Source organism: Celeribacter sp. ULVN23_4, assembly GCF_054788345.1.
Map to the genome: position 1 here is coordinate 26,984 of NZ_JBTVYO010000001.1, position 17,680 is coordinate 44,663.

Here is a 17,680-nt window from a genome sequence, read left to right on the forward strand (position 1 = left end):
TAAAGCATACTGAATATCACATCGGGCAGCCAGATATCCGTCCACTCCGCTAAACTCAGACCATGAAGAATGCGGACCACAACCATCCCCCTCCAACGATCGTGCGATCATTGAAACTGACAGGCAAACGACAGGCCGAGGATTGACGATGACGGATTACGGCTCTCAGCGCCCCTACACACCAAACAGTCTGGCGGATCGCTGGGGCTGCTCTGCTCAAACCGTTCGAAACCTGATCTCGGAAGGACGCCTGCGCGCGTTCCGTGTGGGTCGGTTGTTCAGAATCAAACCGGAAGCCGTGGAGGAATACGAATGCCGGACATCACAATTGGAAAACTGCGAGGCGGTTCTGCGTCTCCTGGAAAGACCCGGCCTCAGGCAAAAGACGACGCTATCAGCTTGAGGCACGCAGCCGAAAGGACGCGGAGCCGGAAGCCGTAGAGGTCTATCGCCGCGAGACATTCCGCGCCAACCCTGCCGGATCGCGGCTTGATGAGATCTGGAAAGCCTATATCGAGGATCTTGGCGACAGACCAACCGCCACGACAATGGGCTACACGGGGAAGGCGATCCTGCCCCACTTCGGTGGCTATCTCCCACAGGATATCGACAAGACCATGTGCCTGCGATACCGGCAGATGCGCGAAGAAACCGGCAAATCGGTCGGAACGGTTTAGACCGAGCTCGGCCACCTGCAATCCGCTCTGAACTTTGGCCACACCATGAACATATATGATGGGCCGGTTCCGAAAATCTGGCGCCCGGCCAAACCGGAGACGGACAAGCGCATTCTGGACGCGCTCGAAATCCGATCACTGATCGGTGCTGCACATGATCCGCATATTCGCCTCGCCCTTATCCTGCTGTTCGGGACCGCAGCTCGCGTCGGTGCAATGCTGGATCTCACATGGGATCGGGTGGATCTTGAGCGCAGGTCGATCAACCTGCGCCTGCCCGACAGTGTGACGCGCAGGGGGCGTGCCGTGGTGCCGATGAATGCCAGTGTTCACACGGCTCTTCTGTCAGCCAAAGACGCAGCTCTGAGCGATCATGTGATCGAATACGCTGGCGGGCCCGTGAAAAATATTCGCAAAGGAGTGAATGGTGCTGTGACGCGTTCGAAGATCGGACATCTGACGATCCATGAAATCCGCCATACGGCCGCAGTACATCTGGTCAGCGCCGGGATTCCGATCGAAAAGGTGGCGCAATATCTCGGACACTCCAACACCGCGGTGACCTACCGTGTCTACGGTCGATACCGTCCGCAGCACATGCAAGACGCCGCAGAAGTTCTAGACTTCATGCGATTGCAGGATCACATCTAAGGTTCACGGAACCATGGACCACTTCGCAGGACGCGAGGACGACGAGAGGAAATTCAGCAAAGCCAATCGAGGGAACTGGTGGGTCGTGAGAGGCTCGAACTCCCGACATCTTCGGTGTAAACGAAGCGCTCTACCAACTGAGCTAACGACCCGGTGCGCAGTCGTCTAAGGGAAAACGCCCCCCCTTGCAAGAGGAGAAAGTGATTATCCCTGCGCTTTCCGCCAGCCCGCCTCACGCGCCTCTGGCTCGGTGCAGAACCAGCGCTCCCCCTGCCCCTCGTTGATCCGCGTGTCATCGTACCAACGACCACCCGGAAGGTGATAGAGCTTGCCGGATTTGGAAATATTTCCTTTGATCACGCAGTCTCCGGGAGGCGTGTCGGGAAGCGCGTGCGCCGCTTGTTCTGCCTTTTTCTCCGCGCGGTAGTCCGCGGGGTTCTGACTGCCGGAGCGCCAAAGCCCAAGCCCATCCGCGCGTGCCGTTTGCTCAAGCGCAACGTAATCGGAGGAATATTCTTCGTAGGCATAGGCCGCCCCCAAGGCGACCATCTGGGCATTCAGGTCTTTCCCACCAGCCTCACACACCGCAACCGTCCGGCCATAGCGGTCCGTGTCGCGCGCGAAGCACCGCACCTTGCCCGCCGCAAGATTTGCCAGAACCGATTTGGACCAGGTGCCGCAGGACCAGTCCTTGCCGCGCGTGTCGGAACAGCTTTGCGAAAGCTCAGGTGCGTCGATTCCAAAGAGCCGGATGCGTATCTCCCCGATGGCGACGGTGTCACCGTCAACAATGCGCAACACGCCGTCCGCCGGGCTTGAAATAGACGTTACGCCCTGCCCCGGCTTTGCAACAGCGACCGCAAGGCTTTGAGAGGGCTGAACTCCAGATGCGTTTGCGGGTTTCCTCTCGCTCGCAGCCTGCGCCGTATCGACAGGAAACAGGGCCACCACGAGCCCCATCGCAGCCACAAGAGCCGCAACATATGGTATGACACCCAACCTCACACGCGATTTGTGCGCGATTTGTTCTCCAAACGCAAGAGGGCACGTGGCCTTCCGACACACGCGCCCTCCTTCATCGAACTGGGATCAAGATCACGCCGGAGCGGTCAACATCCGGTAAATCTCATCCTTCAGAAGCATCCGTTTCTTGCGCAACTCCGACAGCGCCAAGTCGTCCATTGGCTGCACATCGGTTTCCGCGAGATGCACCTCGTCATTCAGCGCCCCATAGTCTTGGACCATCTGTGCGAAATGCGGGTCGACGGCCTTGAGATCACTGATTTGCGCAGCGAAATCCGGGAAATCGGCGGCGAGTTGGTGTGGGGTGTTGGACATGCGCTTCTCCTCCTAATGTCGTCGTCCTTGTCCCCAGTCTGTCCCCGACCAGCCCCGCTGCGCTTTGACCCGGATCAAGAAAACCCGAGAAAGAGGTGAGCACCTCTCAACCGGTACGCCCGGCGCACAACTCGCTCAACTTGCCGCAAGCGGAAGAAAGGGAGCCTCCGAAACGCGTTCCTTTTGGGCGTGCCGGTCGATCAGATTTTGCCAGGACTGGGCGAACTCTCGTTCACAGCCGAAGGCGCGATCGGGCGCAGAATGCTCATCGCGCTGACCGATCACCTCCTCCAAAGCCGTTGTCCAAGCAGTCACACCGAAATCATCGACAAAGCGCGCGCCATCTCCGGCACTCATCGTCAACCCATCCACCCGGCTGCACACCAGCGGACGTCCAGCCGCGCGCGCTTCGAGCGCCACGAGCCCGAATGCCTCCCAACGCGAAGGCATGGCCACGACATCGACCGCCTGCATCACAGTCTCGGATTTCTCGGCATGACCGAAAAAGCGAATACGTGGATCGCCCAACGCCAGCTCAAACAGAGCGTCTTCCTCAGGGCCACTGCCATAAACGTGCAGCGCCAGATCCGGGTCAGGCAGGGCGCGGAACGCCTTGATCAGAACATCGAAGCCCTTTTGCCTATGCAAACGACCGATGGCCCCGATGACTTTCGGCGCAGCTTGTGGCGCAGCGATGGCGCGAAAGCCTTCCAGCGCAACAACAGGTGCAATGACCCGCAGGGACGACTCGGACACCAATCGACGGGCGCTGAGCCATGCGGCCTGCGCCGCGCTCACAGCGACCACCGTGTCGAACAGGGCAAAGGCCGTGCGCAACATCGTGAAGAACCGCATCTTCGAGCTGACGTTGGTCGCCGTGAACATCTCCGTATAGCTGTGCTCGACGTGGATAAGCGGGGTTCCGGCGTGATGGGCACGAAATGCGATCAGCGCGGGCAGCCGCCGCCAATTCAGGCTCAGGTGCGACACCACGATATCGGCGTCACATTTCGGCAAACGCCCACGCGGGGCGACGACCTGAACCGTGTGATGCGCCGTTTGCGCCATCAGCGGACAGCTCTGGATGTGCTCAAGAACACGGGTGACACCGCCGGGCGTGGCGTCATCGACAAGATGCAGGACATGCGTTTGATCAGACATAGATTTCTCCTTTTCGGGTCAAGAGCGCGCCGTACGCAGGACAGTGCGGGCGAACCGCATCGGGGCTGTGCCGAACCGGGCGGTGGCATGGGCCGCCCCCCATGTGGTGAGGCTCCGCACAGGCTCTTCAAAGATGGGGCGACGGGAGTGTTCAAACGCACGACGGACAAGCTCACGGGCGGTGTCCCCGTCCCCGCTGCTGATCGCGCGGCGCGCCAGATAGCGCAGTTGATAGGCGCGCGCTGCGGGTTCATGGCGGGCGAAGAATTCGGGGGCGACCGGGCGCAGCTTTGTCACCATACGTTCCCACGAGTTCAGCTGCGCAGTGACATTGGCGGACAGGCCCGCCCCGTTCACACGGTATTCGGTCAAGAGCCCCGGAACACCCTCGATCAACCAATCGGTCGTCAAGGCCATGCGCAGCCAGCACTCGATATCTTCCGATTGCCGGAAGGTCTCATCGAACACCCAATCGCGATGGGTTTCGGTCAAAGGTCTCCAGCTGATCGCCGCAAGTGCTGCGCGACGGATCACCGGGGCCGAACCATTGCCGACCGGGTTGCGCTTGAACACATGAGACGCACGGACATCCCGCAGACGCGGGCGCTGCGCGTGTCCCAAGAGCCGCGACGTCTCATCAATGAGCGCCGAGCCGGAATAGCTGATCCCGACCTCTGGTGCGGCTTTGAGATGCACCACATGCAGCGCAAGTTTTTCAGGGCGCCACAGATCATCGGCGTCACAAAACCCGATCACCTCGCCCGTCGCAGCCGCGATCCCGCTGTTGCGTGCGCCGGCAAGCCCACGGTTGATCTGACGGACCAGCCGGATGCGCGGATCACATTCGGCATGAAGACGGGCCATTTGCGCGGTTTGATCCGTCGAGCCGTCATCGACGACGACGATTTCAACATCGCGGAAGGTCTGGGCGCTGAGCGACGCCAAGGTTTCGGCAAGCGTCGCCGTGGCGTTATAGGCAGGTACGACAATGGAAGCGTAGGGCATGGCAGTCTCCTTAGTTCGAGAAAAGGTGGCGGCGCACCGGGGCTGGCAAAATCGGCAGAATGGCGACGGCAAGGGCGATCATCCCCCCGCGCCGGGCGGGCAGCAGGAAGGCGCGCGCATCCAAACGGCAGCCTTCGATCACGAGCGCGCGCGCCACTTTGGCGGAAGCGCCGATCCGAAGCGCGCGGCGGGCGAGATAACGCAGATGCACGGCCTCCGCGCCCGGATCGGGGCGATACCCGAACCGCGCCGCGCTGGACAAAGCTTTCTCACGCCCGGCTCGCATGGCCTCAAGATTGGCAGACAATCCGTGCGGGCTGAGCCGGTAAAGGACATGGTCGGCGTCGATCCCTTTGAGGCGGTAGCCATGTCCCGACAGGCGGATCAGGAATTCGAGGTCTTCGTTATGCACCATGTCTTCGCGAAACCCGCCCAGATCGGCAAAAAACTCACGGCGCAGCGACAGGTTCGACAGGGTGCAAACCGGGTTTTCTCCCATCAACATCGGGACCGTCACATCGTCCTCCGGCACCCGGGACCAGGTCCGCACATGCGAGATGTCTTCCCGAAAGAAGCCGATCCGCCCGAAGGTCGCCACAACGCCCTCCTCCAGTAGGCAGCGCGCCACGTCCTGAAGCTTCGTCGGCAGCCAAATGTCATCGGCATCGCAAAAGGCGATGATCTTACCTGTGGCAAGCTTCAGAGCCCCGTGATTGCGCGCAGCACTTGGTCCCTTGCCGGGATTGCGGACCAGTTTCAGGCGGGCGTCACTGTGCGACAGCTCTTGTGCAACCGGCCAACTGGCATCGTTTGAGCCATCTTCGACGAGGATCGCTTCCCAATCGGTGATCGTCTGCGCCTTGAGCGCGGCAACCGTCGCGGGCAGCGTTTCAGCAGCGTTGTAAACAGGGATAACAATCGAAAAAACCGGCATGGATCAGGCCCTCACGCGGGGAAGGAAAAGTGCGAAGTAGAGAGCGGGGCGTGACAGCCAAAGCATCGCGACAGTGGCCGTCCCGAGATAGCCCCAGGCAATGGCGCACAGCCCATAAGGCGCGGCGATCACGGTATTGGCCATCAGGGCAGCGGTGAGGATCGCGGTGCCGCGCAGCTCCTGCATCGGACGATCCTCGGCCCGCAGCCAGCCAGCCGTTGCGGTCCAAAGCATCGTGGGAATAGCGACCAGACACAGGATCGACACCGGCTCCGCGAGACCTTCCCAGCCGTCGCCGAGCAGCAAGGGCACATACCAAGGTGCAAGGACGGCTTGAGCGATGACCGCTGGCGCAACCAGACCGATGGACACGCCAAGCCCTTGACGCAGGGCGGCTGCCCGATCCGGGTTGGCGCAAAGATGCGGGAAGAGCACAGCGGCGAAGGCCGTGGAGAAAGAGGTGGCGAGGCTGAGACCCGCGTTAAAGGCCATGAAATAGAGGCCAAGGATTTCCGGTCCCAGCAAGGCACCGATAAGCAGCTTGTCCGCGTGCAGGCGCGCCGTCTTGACGATTTCCGTCCCAAGAATTGGCCAGCCGTAGCGCAGGAAGGGGCGGATTGGTGCTTTCCCAGCTTCCGGCATAGGTTTCCAAGGATGCAGACGGCGCATCGACAGAAGCCAGAAGGGCGCGGTCAAAAGGCGCGGAAGCACCAAGGCAAGCGCGGAAGGCCACACAAGCGCCAAGCCAATCGACATGAAATTCGCGAGGACCGATTGGCCGCCCGCAATCGCGGCGGTTTGCTTGAGCTTCCCCGCCCGCACCGCCAGCCCGGTTTGCACCAGCCCGCCCGGCATAAACAGATATTCGCCCGCCAAAACGAGGATCAGCGCACAGAGCGCAAGATTTCCGGTCGCGAGCCAAACGATCGCAGCCAGCGCGGTCTGAACGGCGAAAAGCCCAAGGCACCACGTCCAAAACAGACCATGCGCGCGGTTGCAGGTGGCGTCCAAGTCACGTTCCGAAGCCGCGATGATCCGTTGACCTATCCCGTTTTCCGTCAGTGATTTCAACAGGTCTCCCGTCGCCAAAGCCGCAGCCGCCACGCCAATCTCCGCCACGTCGAGCGTCCGCGCAACGGCGACCACAACACCCAGACGCGACAGTTTCGTCGCGATCTCGGAGGCTCCGTAGGCCAACAGGTGGCTCAGCAATGATGTCGCAGATCTCGGCACAGGCTTACGTCCTTTTAAGGTTCCATTAACCAATATTCAGGACCTCGGCGGACGTCATCGGCGCGGCAGGAGAGCAACAGATCGCAAAGGAATGATGACCTATCCGTCCGGGTAGCAACGCCATCCTTGCTCGCGGATAGCCAGTGAAGTTCGATCACGTTAAGGTTGTTTTAATATATTGAAGGGGCCTCCATGTCGTATTCACACAGCCTGCTCTTAGGCTCTTGCCTTGGCCTCGGCCTGATCGCCGGATGTGGCCCTGCCCCCTCCCCCGAAAATCTTGCCCCCGTGCGCAGCGGCGGTGCTTATCAGGCGCAATACCGCGATCCGCCAAGCAAGACCGAGGCGCAGCCAATGCTGATCTCGGCGCAGCTGAACGCAGAGAAATGTCGCCCCGGCGCCATCGCCGGTGCAGGCAAAGGCGGCCATCTCGCGGCGGAGGTGCTGCGGGGAGAACGTCTCTCGCGGAACGATTTGCTCGATATTCGCGTCTCCGACGATGAGACCTTCAATGGCAATTATGTCGTCTCACGCGACGGCACTCTGAAACTGCCGTTTCTGCCCGCGATCCAGGCGCAGGGCAAAAGCCCCGCCGCTGTTGAGGCAGAATTGGCAAAGCTTCTGGTGCAAGAAGGGTTCTATGACGAAGCCCCCCGCATTTCGGTTCTGGTCGCGGATTATGCCAGCGTGACTGTCGCGGTCTCCGGCGCGGTTTTCGAACCCCATGCCGTCGAGATCGGCGCACAGAATGCAGACGGGATCGACCGGGCGCGCCAAGAGGCGCTCGGCGCATCGACCGAAGCGCGCAACCTGTCGGCGGCGCTGCGCTCTGTCGGCGGGGTACGGCCGGATGCGGACCTGAGCGTCGTCGAACTCTATCGCGGCGGGCGCAAACATATTCTCGACATGACCGGCGTGTTCGAAGGCCGAAATGCGGTGGATGTGATGTTGATCACGGGCGACGAAATCGTCGTGCCGTCGCGCCAATGTTTCCAAGATGACCTGATGCGCCCGAGCCCGATCAGCCCGCCGGGTATCAGCCTGTTCCTGTCAAACCTGACCAAACCCGCTGCAAACAATGCCTCCTCGGCAGTTGGGCGCGAGGTTCGCGAAGTGCCCTATGGCACGCGGTTCATGCAGGCGGTGGTCGATACCAATTGCGTCGGCGGCGCGCGCGCCACCAGCGCGCATCGGTCTGCGGTCCTGTTCACCCGCGACCCGATGTCCGGCGTTTCCATTGTGATCGAACGCAATATCGAGGACATGCTGCGCCGCGCCGACCGCGATGACTACGACCCCTATCTGCTGCCCGGAGACTCCATCGCCTGTTATGACAGCCGCATCACGAACCTGACGGAGGTCGCTGGCGTGATGGGGGCGCTGGCCATTCTGCCATAACGCCTGCGCTTTTGGCGTGATACTCCTGAGTTAAGAATAGGCCATCACCCCAGTGACGGCGCAGGGGCGGCTTCCCAAGCCTCGCGGGCGGTCTTGATCGCGGCATCAAGCCCCGCGCTCGCGCCCTCTTCCGCCGCCGTTTCCACCGCAACCAATGCGTCACGAAGCTCAGGCTGGCCAAAAGCGGCCGCGCTGCCCGCAATCTTATGCGCGCGCTCAGCTATTTCGTGCCTGTCGGACGGTGCCGTGGCGAGCCAGCCGAACAGTTCAATACTTTCGGCGCGATAGCGCTCAAGCAGCCGATCCATCGGGGAGGCCTGCGCTGATGGTGCTGTTTGCGGCAGATGGCGCGACGCACAATGCCGCGCAATCGCCTGTTGCAGATCGCCTCGGCTAAAGGGTTTCGGCAGAAAGCCGGACATGCCCGCATCGGTGAACCGGGCTTTGGCATCGGGCAACACGTTGGCTGAAAAAGCGATGATCGGCACATCCCGACAAGCCCCCTCGCCCGACCGGATCGCACGGGTGGCCCCAAGCCCATCAAGTCGCGGCATACGGATGTCCATCAGGATCAGATCGAACTTGTGGCCCTCGGAAAGCTTGACCGCGTCTTCCCCGTCGCGGGCGACGCTCACCCGATGACCGAGGCCGCTCAGCATCGCCTGTGCAAGCTCCAGATTGATCTCATTGTCTTCGACCAAAAGCACATCGCAGGCAGCGACAGCCGCGATTTCGGTTTCTGTGTCGTCCCGCGCCTCCGGGCCCTCAACAGGCACCACTGGCACATGCAGCCAGAACACGCTGCCTTCACCGAGCGTGCTTTCGCAACCGATCTCTCCGCCCATCGCTTCGATAAAACGCCGTGCAATCCCGAGGCCGAGGCCCGTTCCGGTCTGCCCCTCGATATTGGCCGCTTCAATTGTCTGGAAATCGTTGAACACACGATCTTGGTCGGCCTCGGAGATACCGATCCCGGAATCGATCACGCGAATATCCAACCCGGACATATCACCGTCGCCCGGCGCGCCGACACTTTGCTCGGCTTCGATCAGGATGCGCCCATTGCGGGTGAACTTGATCGCATTGCCCACGAGGTTCAGCAAAACCTGCTGCAAACGTGCCGCGTCAATCTCCACCCAGTCCAGCGGTTCTCCGATCCAGCCCCATTGAATATGGTTGCCATTTGCCTCGGCGGCGCTGGCCTGACTGTTGACGATATCCTGTATCAAACGCCCGACATGCACCGCCTCTTCACGCGACACATCGGCGCCGGCTTCGAACCGCGCCACATCCAGTACGGCGTCGACGTGATGCATCAGGACGCCGCCTGAAATATCCATATTGCGCACATAGCGGCTCTGGGTCGACGAAAGCGGCGTTTTCTCCAAAAGCGACAGGTTGCCCAACAGACCGTTGAGCGGCGTGCGAATTTCATGGGTCATCATCGCAAGAAACTCGGCCTTGGCCTTTTCGCCCGCCAAAGCCCGGTCGCGCGCCTCAACGAGTTCGGTCTCCGAGGACACAAGGCGAGAGATATCGCGCAGGAACCCGACCACCACTTCATCCTCACCGGTTTGCGCCTTCTCAAGCGCCATCTCGACGGGGAACACCTCGCCGTTGCTGCGCTTGGCCTCAAGCCGCACCCGGCCGTGGCCGACCACCGCATGTTCTCCGGTTTCCCGCATGCGTTTCATCCCGGCCTCATGCGCCGCGCGCAAATGATCCGGGATGATGATGTCACCGAGGTTTCGACCGATCACCGCCTCTGCTGGATGCTGGAAAATACGCTCCGCAGCCGTGTTAAAGGTCAGGATACGGCCCTTGAGATCGGACACGATCACCGCATCCAGAGAGGTTTCGAGGATGGTGTTGAGCCGCGTGTAGGCATCCGCCAGCTCTTCGCCTCTGCGCTCGGTTTGTTTGCTGACATGACGGTTGTAGGCCAAGACAACGACCAGCGCCAAAACCAGCACCACCGTGATCGCGGCCAGTCGGAGCAACGTGTTGGCCACGGACATACGGCTCTGATCGGAACTCTCAGCGAAGAACTGCAGCCCCGTCGTGGCCACGGTGCGCAAAAGCGGCCGGATCTCCGTCGCCTCTTCGGCGAGGATCGGCAAACCAGCCTGCAACTCAGCCGGAGCGCCATCGATCAAGGGCACCATCGCATCGAGCTTTTGCCGGATGTCAGAGACCGATTGCCCAAAGGCATCAATCTCGCGCAGATCGGCATAGAGCAGCCCGGTGCCCAAGGTCATCATGCGACTGTAGAACACATCGAACTCGACAATCACCGTATCTCGTGCGGCGGTACTCTCATTACGACGCGCGGTTTCCACCGCATTGCTGAATTCCAGAAATTCGACTTCGGCCTGCGACAGCACCCAATGCACATTGTCGGAACTGGCCGAGTTCAAAAAGCGCATTTCTTCGACGATTTCGGACACCAGAAGTGCAATGGCGAAAAGACAGAGTAGGCCAATGCCCAGCAGCAAGGCCGTGCTGCCGCGCAGACGCGGAAAGCGGCCTTTCCGACGGATCGAAAAGGCTTCGGTCATTTTGCGAGGATCATCCGGTCCAGTTGCCATATGCTGCGAGAGTAAATCACTTCGGTGCGATAGTCACTGGAGGACGAGAACGGATAGATCACCCAAAGCGGCCCTTTGTCCCGCCGCGACATCAGTTTGCCATCCATTTCATAGGCCACGATCGGCCCGCCCTCCGTCGCATCAGAGACCGGGATTTCCACCACATAATCGTTGATGGCGGTCGCCATGATCACACCTGCTTGCGCGCCGACATGATCGAGCAGGGTTTGCAACCGCACGCCTTTGAAGACATGCACACCCGGCGTCCAGATCGTCTCGGTCTCGATCTCGCTTTCGCCAAGCGCACGCAGCATCTCAAGATCGAAGGCCGCAACGCCATGGCCATTCGTCTGTTCGATCTCACCAGAGAGGGTCAAGATCACAGGGCCAGTGGGCGTCCCGAGGGAGGTGGCAGCCGCGGGAAACGCCATAAAAAGCGCGGCTACCACCGGCAAAAAGAGCCGGGTGAAAAAAGACGTCGAACGTGCAAAGCGATTGAAAAGCATGGGCTGTCCTCATCAAACTGTCTGACCAGTATCTCACGATGCCCCCTTAAAGGCATCTGAACATAGGGATCGCTCTCCTATCCGAACGGATAGGAGGCAGCCTTATTGGCGCTTAATAGGCCCCGCGCCCGGAGAGCACCGCACGCGCCGTCAGGGCGAGCAACATCAGGTCGAGCAAGACGCTGCGCGAGCGCACATAGGCCACATCCATATCGACCATCTTGTCGAAACCGATATCGGCGCGGCCGGACACCTGCCACAGCCCCGTGATCCCCGGCCGTGCGTTCAGACGTTCCAAGGCGGCCTTCGGGTAGGCTGCGACCTCGGAGGGAAGCGCCGGGCGCGGACCGACCAGTGACATATCTCCGAACACCACGTTGAGAATCTGGGGCAACTCATCCACGGAGTAGCGACGCAGAAAACGCCCCACTCGCGTCACCCGCGGATCATTGCGGGACTTGAAACAGATACCTTCACGATCAGATTGCGCCAAAAGCGCAGCCCGCCGCTCCTCCGCATCAATATGCATGGTACGGAATTTCAGCACGGTAAAAGGTTTGCCATCGCGCCCGACACGGACCTGTTTGAACAGCGCGGGTCCTTTGCTGTCCAGCCGGATCATTGCCGCCACACAGAGCAGCACGGGCGCAAGCATCAGACACAAAAGCGAGCTCAAAACGAGATCCATCGCCCGTTTCGCAATGGCATCCTGCCCAGCCATCCGCAGTGCGTGGACCGAGGCACGCATCAGGAAGCTGACATTGCCGATCAGATAGCGTTTTGCCAAACGACGCGGCTCCTGCATCAACCGCCAGACCCATTCCATCTTGGCCTTACGCACGGCTCGTGGCGCGCGGCTGACATTGCCCGCGAGGAAATCGAACAAGGCGCCAACGCCCAGAACGATTCGCGGAGCGAGATCGGGCAGATGCCGGTCAATCCACATCTCCTGCATCGGAACCCCCATCGCGACCAATAAGATATCGGCCCCGGACGCATTGATCGCAGCAATCGCGCGCCGTGCATCCGTCGCGCCCTCGAACCCGTCGCGCGTCCCTGCGATGCGCAGGCCCGGAATTGTCGTGGAAAGTTTCATCGCGGCCTTTTCCGCCGTGCCGGGCTGCGCGCCGAAGAGAAAGACCGACAGCCCCTGCTCCGTAGCTTTGCGCAAAAGCGTGGGGGCAAAATCGGTTCCGTTGAGATTTTCGGTCAATGGGCCACCCGACATACGGGCCGCCAGCTCGACACCGATCCCATCCGGCAAGACCATGTCGGCCCGTGCAAGCGCAGACGCATAGGCCCGATCTTTGGCGCGCAGATTGGCGCAATGGGCATTGAGGAAAAAGACGCTCCGCGCGTCTCCCTTCAAGAGCGCATCGACCGTTTGTTCCGTCGTCGCATCAACGAGCGGCAGACCAAGCACCGGACGGCGCGGCAGTTTGGTTTCAAGGGAGGCTTGCATCAGCGTCTGAGCATCGGCGACAGCGGTCGCATTTTCAAAAGACAGGGGGGATTGGAGTTTCATCGGGCAGCTCCGGTTGGAATTTGAACTGCCTTAACCCTGCGACATCAGCCCCTTAGCGCTCAATTCCGCAACCGGATGGCCGATGGACGCATCCGGGATGGCCCTTGGCACAGAGGACATCTCCTCGATCCTTAAGGTTCTGTTAACCATGCTGGAGGCCCAAACCCTATCCGAAAGGATGGGAGGCTTACCCCGTTTTTCCCTGTGTCATGGTAAGCAAAGCCTTAAAATAGTCGAACTCACCGCGTATGGTTCGATCACTCGACGACTTGTTGAAAGGCCGCGATATGAGAGTTTTGATTGCTGACGACCACGATCTGCTGCGCGATACGCTGATCGCCTTTTTGGGCGCTGAAGGAGATATCGAGCTGGGCAGCGCGGCGAGTTTTGACGAAGCCTGCGAGCGCATCCGCGAGGATGAGGCCTATAACCTCGTCCTGCTCGATTATAAAATGCCGGGGATGAACGGGCTGGCAAGCCTCAGCGAAGCCATCCAGATGAACGGTGGCCAGCGCGTCGCGCTGATCTCCGGTCAAGCCACGCGTGAGATCGCTGAGGAAGCGCTGAGCCTGGGTGCCGCCGGGTTCGTGCCGAAAACCTTGCCTGCGAAATCTCTCGTCAATGCCGTCAAATTCATGGCCATGGGCGAGCAATATGCCCCGATCGATTTCATGACCGCGTCTGAGGAGGCCGCGCCGCATCCGATGGCGGAACGGCTGACCAAACGCGAGCTTGAAGTGCTCGAAGGCCTGACAGAAGGCAAATCCAACAAGGAAATCGCACGTGATCTCGATCTGTCCGAGCCGACGATCAAACTGCATATGAAAACGCTCTACCGCAAACTCGACGTCAACAACCGCACCCAAGCGGCCATCGTTGCGCGCGACGCGGGATTGTTCTGAGCCGCGTTATTTTCATCTCATCGTTTGCGCATGCCCCTGTCCGAACGGATAGGCACAGGGGCAAAAGCACCGCTTCCCCCACCACTCGCGCAGCGGTAAACAAAATATTTAACAGCTAGGATCACGGCGAAGGAGCCCGCCGATGACCTCGCAAACCATTCAACACCCAAAACCAAACGCCACTCTGGCCCATAAGAAGCGTCGCGGTTTTTTCCGCCGCGCCCTTATGGGGGGCGGTCTCACAGACCTTCGCCGCCTTCCGCGCTATGTCTGGTTTTGCGTGTTGGGGCTGGCGGCCATCTGGGCGCCGATCTCGGGCTACCTGAAAACCGCCGCCCCGGTTTACGCCAGCCACATGTCGCTGATCCTGCCCGGCTCAGGCTCGGCCTCATCGGTCAACCTTGCCGATATCGGCCAAGCCTCCAGCCATGCCAATTCGGCCTTTTCCAGCAATTCAATCAGCCCAACCGAGACCTACAAACGGCTTTTGGCGGCAGACCGGGTCATCGCGGAAGCCGCCACCCAGCAAGGTGTCGCATTCAGCGCCTTCGGCAAACCACAGGTGCAGCTTGTCGATCAAACCGCATTTATCCATGTGAAGCTGATCGGCCCCTCCCCCGAAGCGGCGCAGGCCCGCAACGCCGCCCTTCTGGATGCCTTCTTTGCCGAGATCGACCGTCTGCGCAGCGATGAGATGGACAGCCGCCAGAGCAGCGGGTTGGATGCGATTCAAGACTATCGCGCCTCGGTCGCGAAAACCCGTGTCGAAATCGAACAACTGCGCACCACAACCGGGCTGAACTCCGTCGATCAATACAAGCGCCAACTCGATGAGGCTGACGCGCTGCGAGCGAAAATCGACATCACCGCCGCTGAGCATGAACGCAAAGTCGCAATGGTGCGCGGGCTTGAGACGCGGTTGGGCACCAACTCAGAACACGCGTCCCGCATTCTGCGCCTGAACGCCGACACGGCCTATCTCGCACTTCTGGAGGCCATGGCCCTCGCCACCGCCGATCTGGCCGAGATGCAATCGCGCTATGGCCAACGCCACCCAGAGGTTCTCAAGGCCCGCAACGGGATGGAGGCCGCCCGTGCGAAAGCCGAGGCCCGGGCCGTTGTCCTGACCGGCGAGGCAGGCGCTTTGGAACGGTCGCTCGATGGTGGTCGTGCAGCGCTTTTGACCGAATTGGTGCGACAAGATTCCGAGCGCTCCGGCCTTCAGGCCGAACTCAAGGAATTGCGCGCGTTGCTCACCGTGCAAACCGACCGCTTGGACCGCCTCGCCCCGGAGGCTGCGCGGCTCGAAGATTTGCAACGCGATTTCAATGTTGCAGAAGCCGTCTTTGCCTCCGCCATCGCGCGCAGCCAATCCAGCAAGGCCGATGTCTTCGCCTCCTATCCCTTGGTGCAGGTGCTCGAAGATCCGACCCTGCCCGACCGTCCGACCTCGCCGCGCAAAAAACTCGCAATTGCTGCCGGGATGGCGGCCAGCCTTTTGCTCTTTGTCGCGCTGTCTCTGGGCTGGATCCGCCGCTTCCTGATCCAACGCTTGATCAAAGAAAAAGGGCGCGCGGCATGATCACGCCGGAGAACCCTGCCGAGGCGATGGTCTGGAAGACGATCCTCTGGACCTGGCCCTTCTATGCGATTGGTGCGCTCTATGTTGTCGGACCTGTGCTCGCATGGCTCATGGCCGGACTGGTGGCGCTGTCTCTCTACCTTGGCCCGGCCATTCGCTCTGACCTGAAAGCCACGGGTCCGGTGCCGCCGGTGATCTGGGCATGGATCCTCGGCATGCTGGTCATGTTGATCGCGCTTTGGGCGGGGCATCTGAACTGGGATCTTGGCCTGAAAAAGACCATTAAATCCTCCATTGGCTGGGCCAAAGGCTGGGCTCTCTTGGCTTTGTTCCCACTGGCGGGGGCCGTTCTTCCGATCCGCAGAGAGGTGCTGATCCGGGCGCAATGCAAGCTGGGATTCTGGACGCTGTGCATCGCACCGCTCCTGATCATAGCGCCATATGTCGGACTGCCCGAACGGATTTTCACATCTCCGCTCAAGGCCGTTGGCGGGCCCGGTCCGGAATATTTCTCGGTCTTTCTGTTCACCTACGATCCCGCAAGTTGGACCCCGCGCTGGCAGTTCTACGCCCCGTGGTCACCGTTTGCCGCCCTTTTGGGGGTCACGATGGTCCTGTTCGCCTTGGAAGAGAAAGAGAGACCTTGGCGCGCGGCGGGCGTTGGCGCGGGTCTGTTGATGATACTGGCCTCTAAGTCGCGCATGGGTCTCGTCGGTCTGGTCGCCTGCACGCTCGGCCCCCGCATGATGCCGCTGGTGTTGCGCAGCTGGGCATGGGCCGGGCTCGCCGGGATGACCGCCTCTCTCGCGGTCATCGGGCCGTGGCTGATGCAGATGATCGGTGCAGGGATCAACGGATTCAAATCCGCCCGCGCCGACAGCACCCGAGTGCGCGCGACCTTGCAGCGGATCGCCCATGAGCGCTGGAAAGAGGAAGCTCCGTGGTTCGGACATGGCACCGTGCAACCGGGGCCGCATCTCGTTGAATACATGCCAATCGGAAGTCACCACACCTGGTTCGGCCTGCTCTTCGTCAAAGGGCTCGTCGGGCTGCTGGCCTTCGCGCTGCCTTTGATCTGGCAGACGGGCCTCGCCCTCAAAGACGCTGCCGAGGGCGCGCGCGGTCGCCTGCCCCTTGGCATCTGCATGGTGCTTGTTCTGCTGTCATTCGGCGAGAATATCGAGATTGAGGCCTATCTTCTTTGGCCCGCGCTTCTCTGCCTCGGCATCCACGCCAGAGAAGTCTCTCACGCCTCGCGTTTGCGCGCTTCCCGCCATGTGATGAAGGAAATCGCCCCGATGATCATCGCGCCCCCCAAGAGCACGTAAGGGTCGATCACCTCGCCAAAGAGGACATAGCCAAAGCTCACCGACCAGATCAGCTGCACGAAGGTCACGGGCTGAATCACCGACTGCGGGGCCGCGGCAAAGGCCCGCGTCATGGAATAATGACCGAGCGTCGCAAAGGCTGCCGTGAGGAACAGGAGCAGAAGTTCATGCAACGTCGGCGTTTCCCAGTTCATCAGCGCGAAGGGGGCGATCACGATCGGCACTGTCACGGACATGAGAAACACGACAACCGCCGGGGGCAGGTCTTTCACAAGACGGCTGGCGATCAGATAGGAGCCAGCGAAGGCCATGGCGGAGAAGACCATCGCCAGATGCCCCGCGTCGATCTCCCGAAAGCCGGGGCGCAAGATCATGAGCCCGCCAAGAAAGGCAATGATGAGCGCCGAAATTCTCGGCAAAGCGATCCGTTCCCCGAACAGGATCACCGCGCCGATGGTGATGTAGATCGGGTTCATAAAGTTCAACGCCGTGACCTCGCCCATCGGAATGCGCGTCATGGCAAAAAACCAACAGCTCATGGCGACGGAGTGGAAAATCGCGCGGCCGAATGTAAGTTTCCATATCCGCGGCGTGAACGTCGCTTGCCGCACGGCGCCCAGAGCGGGGATTAAGAACACCAGCCCGAGGAGAAACCGCAAGAACGCGCTTTCCAACACTGGCAGGCCCGTCCCGACATATTTCACCAGAACATTCACCATGACGAAACAGAGCGTCATGAACAGCATCCAAAGAATGCCAGTCATGGATTTGGAAAATTTAGGGGGGCGCATGGGTGTTGTCATGGCGGGAACAGTGACGGCACTCCCCGTCAATGACAACTCACCCAAAGCG

At 60.7% G+C, this 17,680-nt stretch carries 16 protein-coding genes, 1 tRNA gene and 1 pseudogene; 7 read left to right on the forward strand and 11 right to left on the reverse strand.

Annotated elements, in window-relative coordinates; translation table 11 throughout:
* Positions 1-148 precede the first annotated feature (148 nt).
* The 3 genes and pseudogenes from ACYBHZ_RS00100 to ACYBHZ_RS00110 all read left to right on the forward strand — a co-directional run.
* Positions 149-256 (forward strand): annotated as a pseudogene (locus ACYBHZ_RS00100) (hypothetical protein); the annotation flags it as partial.
* A gap of 7 nt (positions 257-263) precedes the next feature.
* The gene (locus ACYBHZ_RS00105; protein ID WP_460273193.1) at positions 264-677 is read left to right on the forward strand and encodes a hypothetical protein; all 414 of its coding nucleotides are present in this window, start codon (positions 264-266) and stop codon (positions 675-677) included.
* Positions 678-722: 45 nt separating this feature from the next.
* Complete coding sequence (locus tag ACYBHZ_RS00110) at positions 723-1,328, forward strand: tyrosine-type recombinase/integrase (protein WP_460272154.1); 606 nt, start codon at positions 723-725, stop codon at positions 1,326-1,328.
* Between the two features lie 76 nt (positions 1,329-1,404).
* Here ACYBHZ_RS00110 and ACYBHZ_RS00115 read toward each other — a convergent pair.
* The 7 genes from ACYBHZ_RS00115 to ACYBHZ_RS00145 all read right to left on the reverse strand — a co-directional run bounded on the left by ACYBHZ_RS00115 (position 1,405) and on the right by ACYBHZ_RS00145 (position 6,963).
* Positions 1,405-1,480: transfer RNA gene (locus tag ACYBHZ_RS00115), tRNA-Val, on the reverse strand.
* Between the two features lie 52 nt (positions 1,481-1,532).
* The gene (locus ACYBHZ_RS00120; protein WP_460272155.1) at positions 1,533-2,276 is read right to left on the reverse strand and encodes a thermonuclease family protein; all 744 of its coding nucleotides are present in this window, start codon (positions 2,274-2,276) and stop codon (positions 1,533-1,535) included.
* Between the two features lie 147 nt (positions 2,277-2,423).
* On the reverse strand, positions 2,424-2,666 hold the full coding sequence (locus ACYBHZ_RS00125; RefSeq protein WP_460272156.1) for a YdcH family protein: 243 nt from the start codon (positions 2,664-2,666) through the stop codon (positions 2,424-2,426).
* A 135-nt stretch (positions 2,667-2,801) separates the two neighbouring features.
* Positions 2,802-3,827 (reverse strand): glycosyltransferase family 4 protein, encoded by a 1,026-nt coding sequence (locus tag ACYBHZ_RS00130; RefSeq protein ID WP_460272157.1) that lies wholly within the window; start codon positions 3,825-3,827, stop codon positions 2,802-2,804.
* Positions 3,828-3,845: 18 nt separating this feature from the next.
* Positions 3,846-4,832 (reverse strand): glycosyltransferase family 2 protein, encoded by a 987-nt coding sequence (locus ACYBHZ_RS00135; RefSeq protein ID WP_460272158.1) that lies wholly within the window; start codon positions 4,830-4,832, stop codon positions 3,846-3,848.
* 10 nt (positions 4,833-4,842) lie between these two features.
* On the reverse strand, positions 4,843-5,766 hold the full coding sequence (locus tag ACYBHZ_RS00140; RefSeq protein WP_460272159.1) for a glycosyltransferase family 2 protein: 924 nt from the start codon (positions 5,764-5,766) through the stop codon (positions 4,843-4,845).
* A 3-nt stretch (positions 5,767-5,769) separates the two neighbouring features.
* Positions 5,770-6,963 carry an oligosaccharide flippase family protein gene (locus ACYBHZ_RS00145; RefSeq protein WP_460272160.1) on the reverse strand — a complete coding sequence of 398 codons (1,194 nt, stop codon included), beginning with the start codon at positions 6,961-6,963 and terminating at the stop codon, positions 5,770-5,772.
* 228 nt (positions 6,964-7,191) lie between these two features.
* Here ACYBHZ_RS00145 and ACYBHZ_RS00150 point away from each other — a divergent pair, with 228 nt between their 5' ends.
* Complete coding sequence (locus ACYBHZ_RS00150; RefSeq protein WP_460272161.1) at positions 7,192-8,397, forward strand: polysaccharide biosynthesis/export family protein; 1,206 nt, start codon at positions 7,192-7,194, stop codon at positions 8,395-8,397.
* Between the two features lie 44 nt (positions 8,398-8,441).
* On the opposite strand, the gene ACYBHZ_RS00155 is transcribed toward ACYBHZ_RS00150, so the two are convergent.
* The 3 genes from ACYBHZ_RS00155 to ACYBHZ_RS00165 all read right to left on the reverse strand — a co-directional run bounded on the left by ACYBHZ_RS00155 (position 8,442) and on the right by ACYBHZ_RS00165 (position 13,016).
* On the reverse strand, positions 8,442-10,955 hold the full coding sequence (locus ACYBHZ_RS00155; protein WP_460272162.1) for an ATP-binding protein: 2,514 nt from the start codon (positions 10,953-10,955) through the stop codon (positions 8,442-8,444).
* A complete protein-coding gene (locus ACYBHZ_RS00160) occupies positions 10,952-11,491 on the reverse strand; it encodes a putative pterin-binding protein (protein ID WP_460272163.1) in 540 nt (179 codons plus the stop codon). The genes ACYBHZ_RS00155 and ACYBHZ_RS00160 overlap by 4 nt, the downstream gene beginning before the upstream one ends.
* Before the next feature lie 112 nt (positions 11,492-11,603).
* Complete coding sequence (locus ACYBHZ_RS00165) at positions 11,604-13,016, reverse strand: WecB/TagA/CpsF family glycosyltransferase (protein WP_460272164.1); 1,413 nt, start codon at positions 13,014-13,016, stop codon at positions 11,604-11,606.
* A 287-nt stretch (positions 13,017-13,303) separates the two neighbouring features.
* On the opposite strand from ACYBHZ_RS00165, the gene ACYBHZ_RS00170 reads away from it, so the two are divergent.
* From ACYBHZ_RS00170 to ACYBHZ_RS00180, 3 genes are all read left to right on the forward strand, one after another.
* On the forward strand, positions 13,304-13,918 hold the full coding sequence (locus ACYBHZ_RS00170; protein ID WP_460272165.1) for a LuxR C-terminal-related transcriptional regulator: 615 nt from the start codon (positions 13,304-13,306) through the stop codon (positions 13,916-13,918).
* Between the two features lie 142 nt (positions 13,919-14,060).
* Positions 14,061-15,500 carry a GumC family protein gene (locus tag ACYBHZ_RS00175; protein ID WP_460272166.1) on the forward strand — a complete coding sequence of 480 codons (1,440 nt, stop codon included), beginning with the start codon at positions 14,061-14,063 and terminating at the stop codon, positions 15,498-15,500.
* Entirely contained in the window at positions 15,497-16,828 is a 1,332-nt protein-coding gene (locus ACYBHZ_RS00180; protein ID WP_460272167.1) for an O-antigen ligase family protein, read from the forward strand. Before ACYBHZ_RS00175 ends, ACYBHZ_RS00180 begins: the two co-directional genes overlap by 4 nt.
* Here ACYBHZ_RS00180 and ACYBHZ_RS00185 read toward each other — a convergent pair.
* The gene (locus ACYBHZ_RS00185; protein WP_460272168.1) at positions 16,747-17,619 is read right to left on the reverse strand and encodes a DMT family transporter; all 873 of its coding nucleotides are present in this window, start codon (positions 17,617-17,619) and stop codon (positions 16,747-16,749) included. The genes ACYBHZ_RS00180 and ACYBHZ_RS00185 overlap by 82 nt on opposite strands.
* Positions 17,620-17,680: the final 61 nt, after the last annotated feature.

Excerpts from the sequence above, each read along its gene's own strand:
- ACYBHZ_RS00135 (WP_460272158.1), bottom strand. The coding sequence starts at position 4,832 with ATGCCCTACGCTTCCATTGTCGTACCTGCCTATAACGCCACGGCGACG.
- ACYBHZ_RS00125 (WP_460272156.1), bottom strand. The coding sequence starts at position 2,666 with ATGTCCAACACCCCACACCAACTCGCCGCCGATTTCCCGGATTTCGCT.
- ACYBHZ_RS00170 (WP_460272165.1), top strand. The coding sequence starts at position 13,304 with ATGAGAGTTTTGATTGCTGACGACCACGATCTGCTGCGCGATACGCTG.
- ACYBHZ_RS00175 (WP_460272166.1), top strand. The coding sequence starts at position 14,061 with ATGACCTCGCAAACCATTCAACACCCAAAACCAAACGCCACTCTGGCC.
- ACYBHZ_RS00110 (WP_460272154.1), top strand. The coding sequence starts at position 723 with ATGAACATATATGATGGGCCGGTTCCGAAAATCTGGCGCCCGGCCAAA.
- ACYBHZ_RS00185 (WP_460272168.1), bottom strand. The coding sequence starts at position 17,619 with ATGCGCCCCCCTAAATTTTCCAAATCCATGACTGGCATTCTTTGGATG.
- ACYBHZ_RS00180 (WP_460272167.1), top strand. The coding sequence starts at position 15,497 with ATGATCACGCCGGAGAACCCTGCCGAGGCGATGGTCTGGAAGACGATC.
- ACYBHZ_RS00165 (WP_460272164.1), bottom strand. The coding sequence starts at position 13,016 with ATGAAACTCCAATCCCCCCTGTCTTTTGAAAATGCGACCGCTGTCGCC.
- ACYBHZ_RS00150 (WP_460272161.1), top strand. The coding sequence starts at position 7,192 with ATGTCGTATTCACACAGCCTGCTCTTAGGCTCTTGCCTTGGCCTCGGC.
- ACYBHZ_RS00140 (WP_460272159.1), bottom strand. The coding sequence starts at position 5,766 with ATGCCGGTTTTTTCGATTGTTATCCCTGTTTACAACGCTGCTGAAACG.
- ACYBHZ_RS00130 (WP_460272157.1), bottom strand. The coding sequence starts at position 3,827 with ATGTCTGATCAAACGCATGTCCTGCATCTTGTCGATGACGCCACGCCC.
- ACYBHZ_RS00160 (WP_460272163.1), bottom strand. The coding sequence starts at position 11,491 with ATGCTTTTCAATCGCTTTGCACGTTCGACGTCTTTTTTCACCCGGCTC.
- ACYBHZ_RS00155 (WP_460272162.1), bottom strand. The coding sequence starts at position 10,955 with ATGACCGAAGCCTTTTCGATCCGTCGGAAAGGCCGCTTTCCGCGTCTG.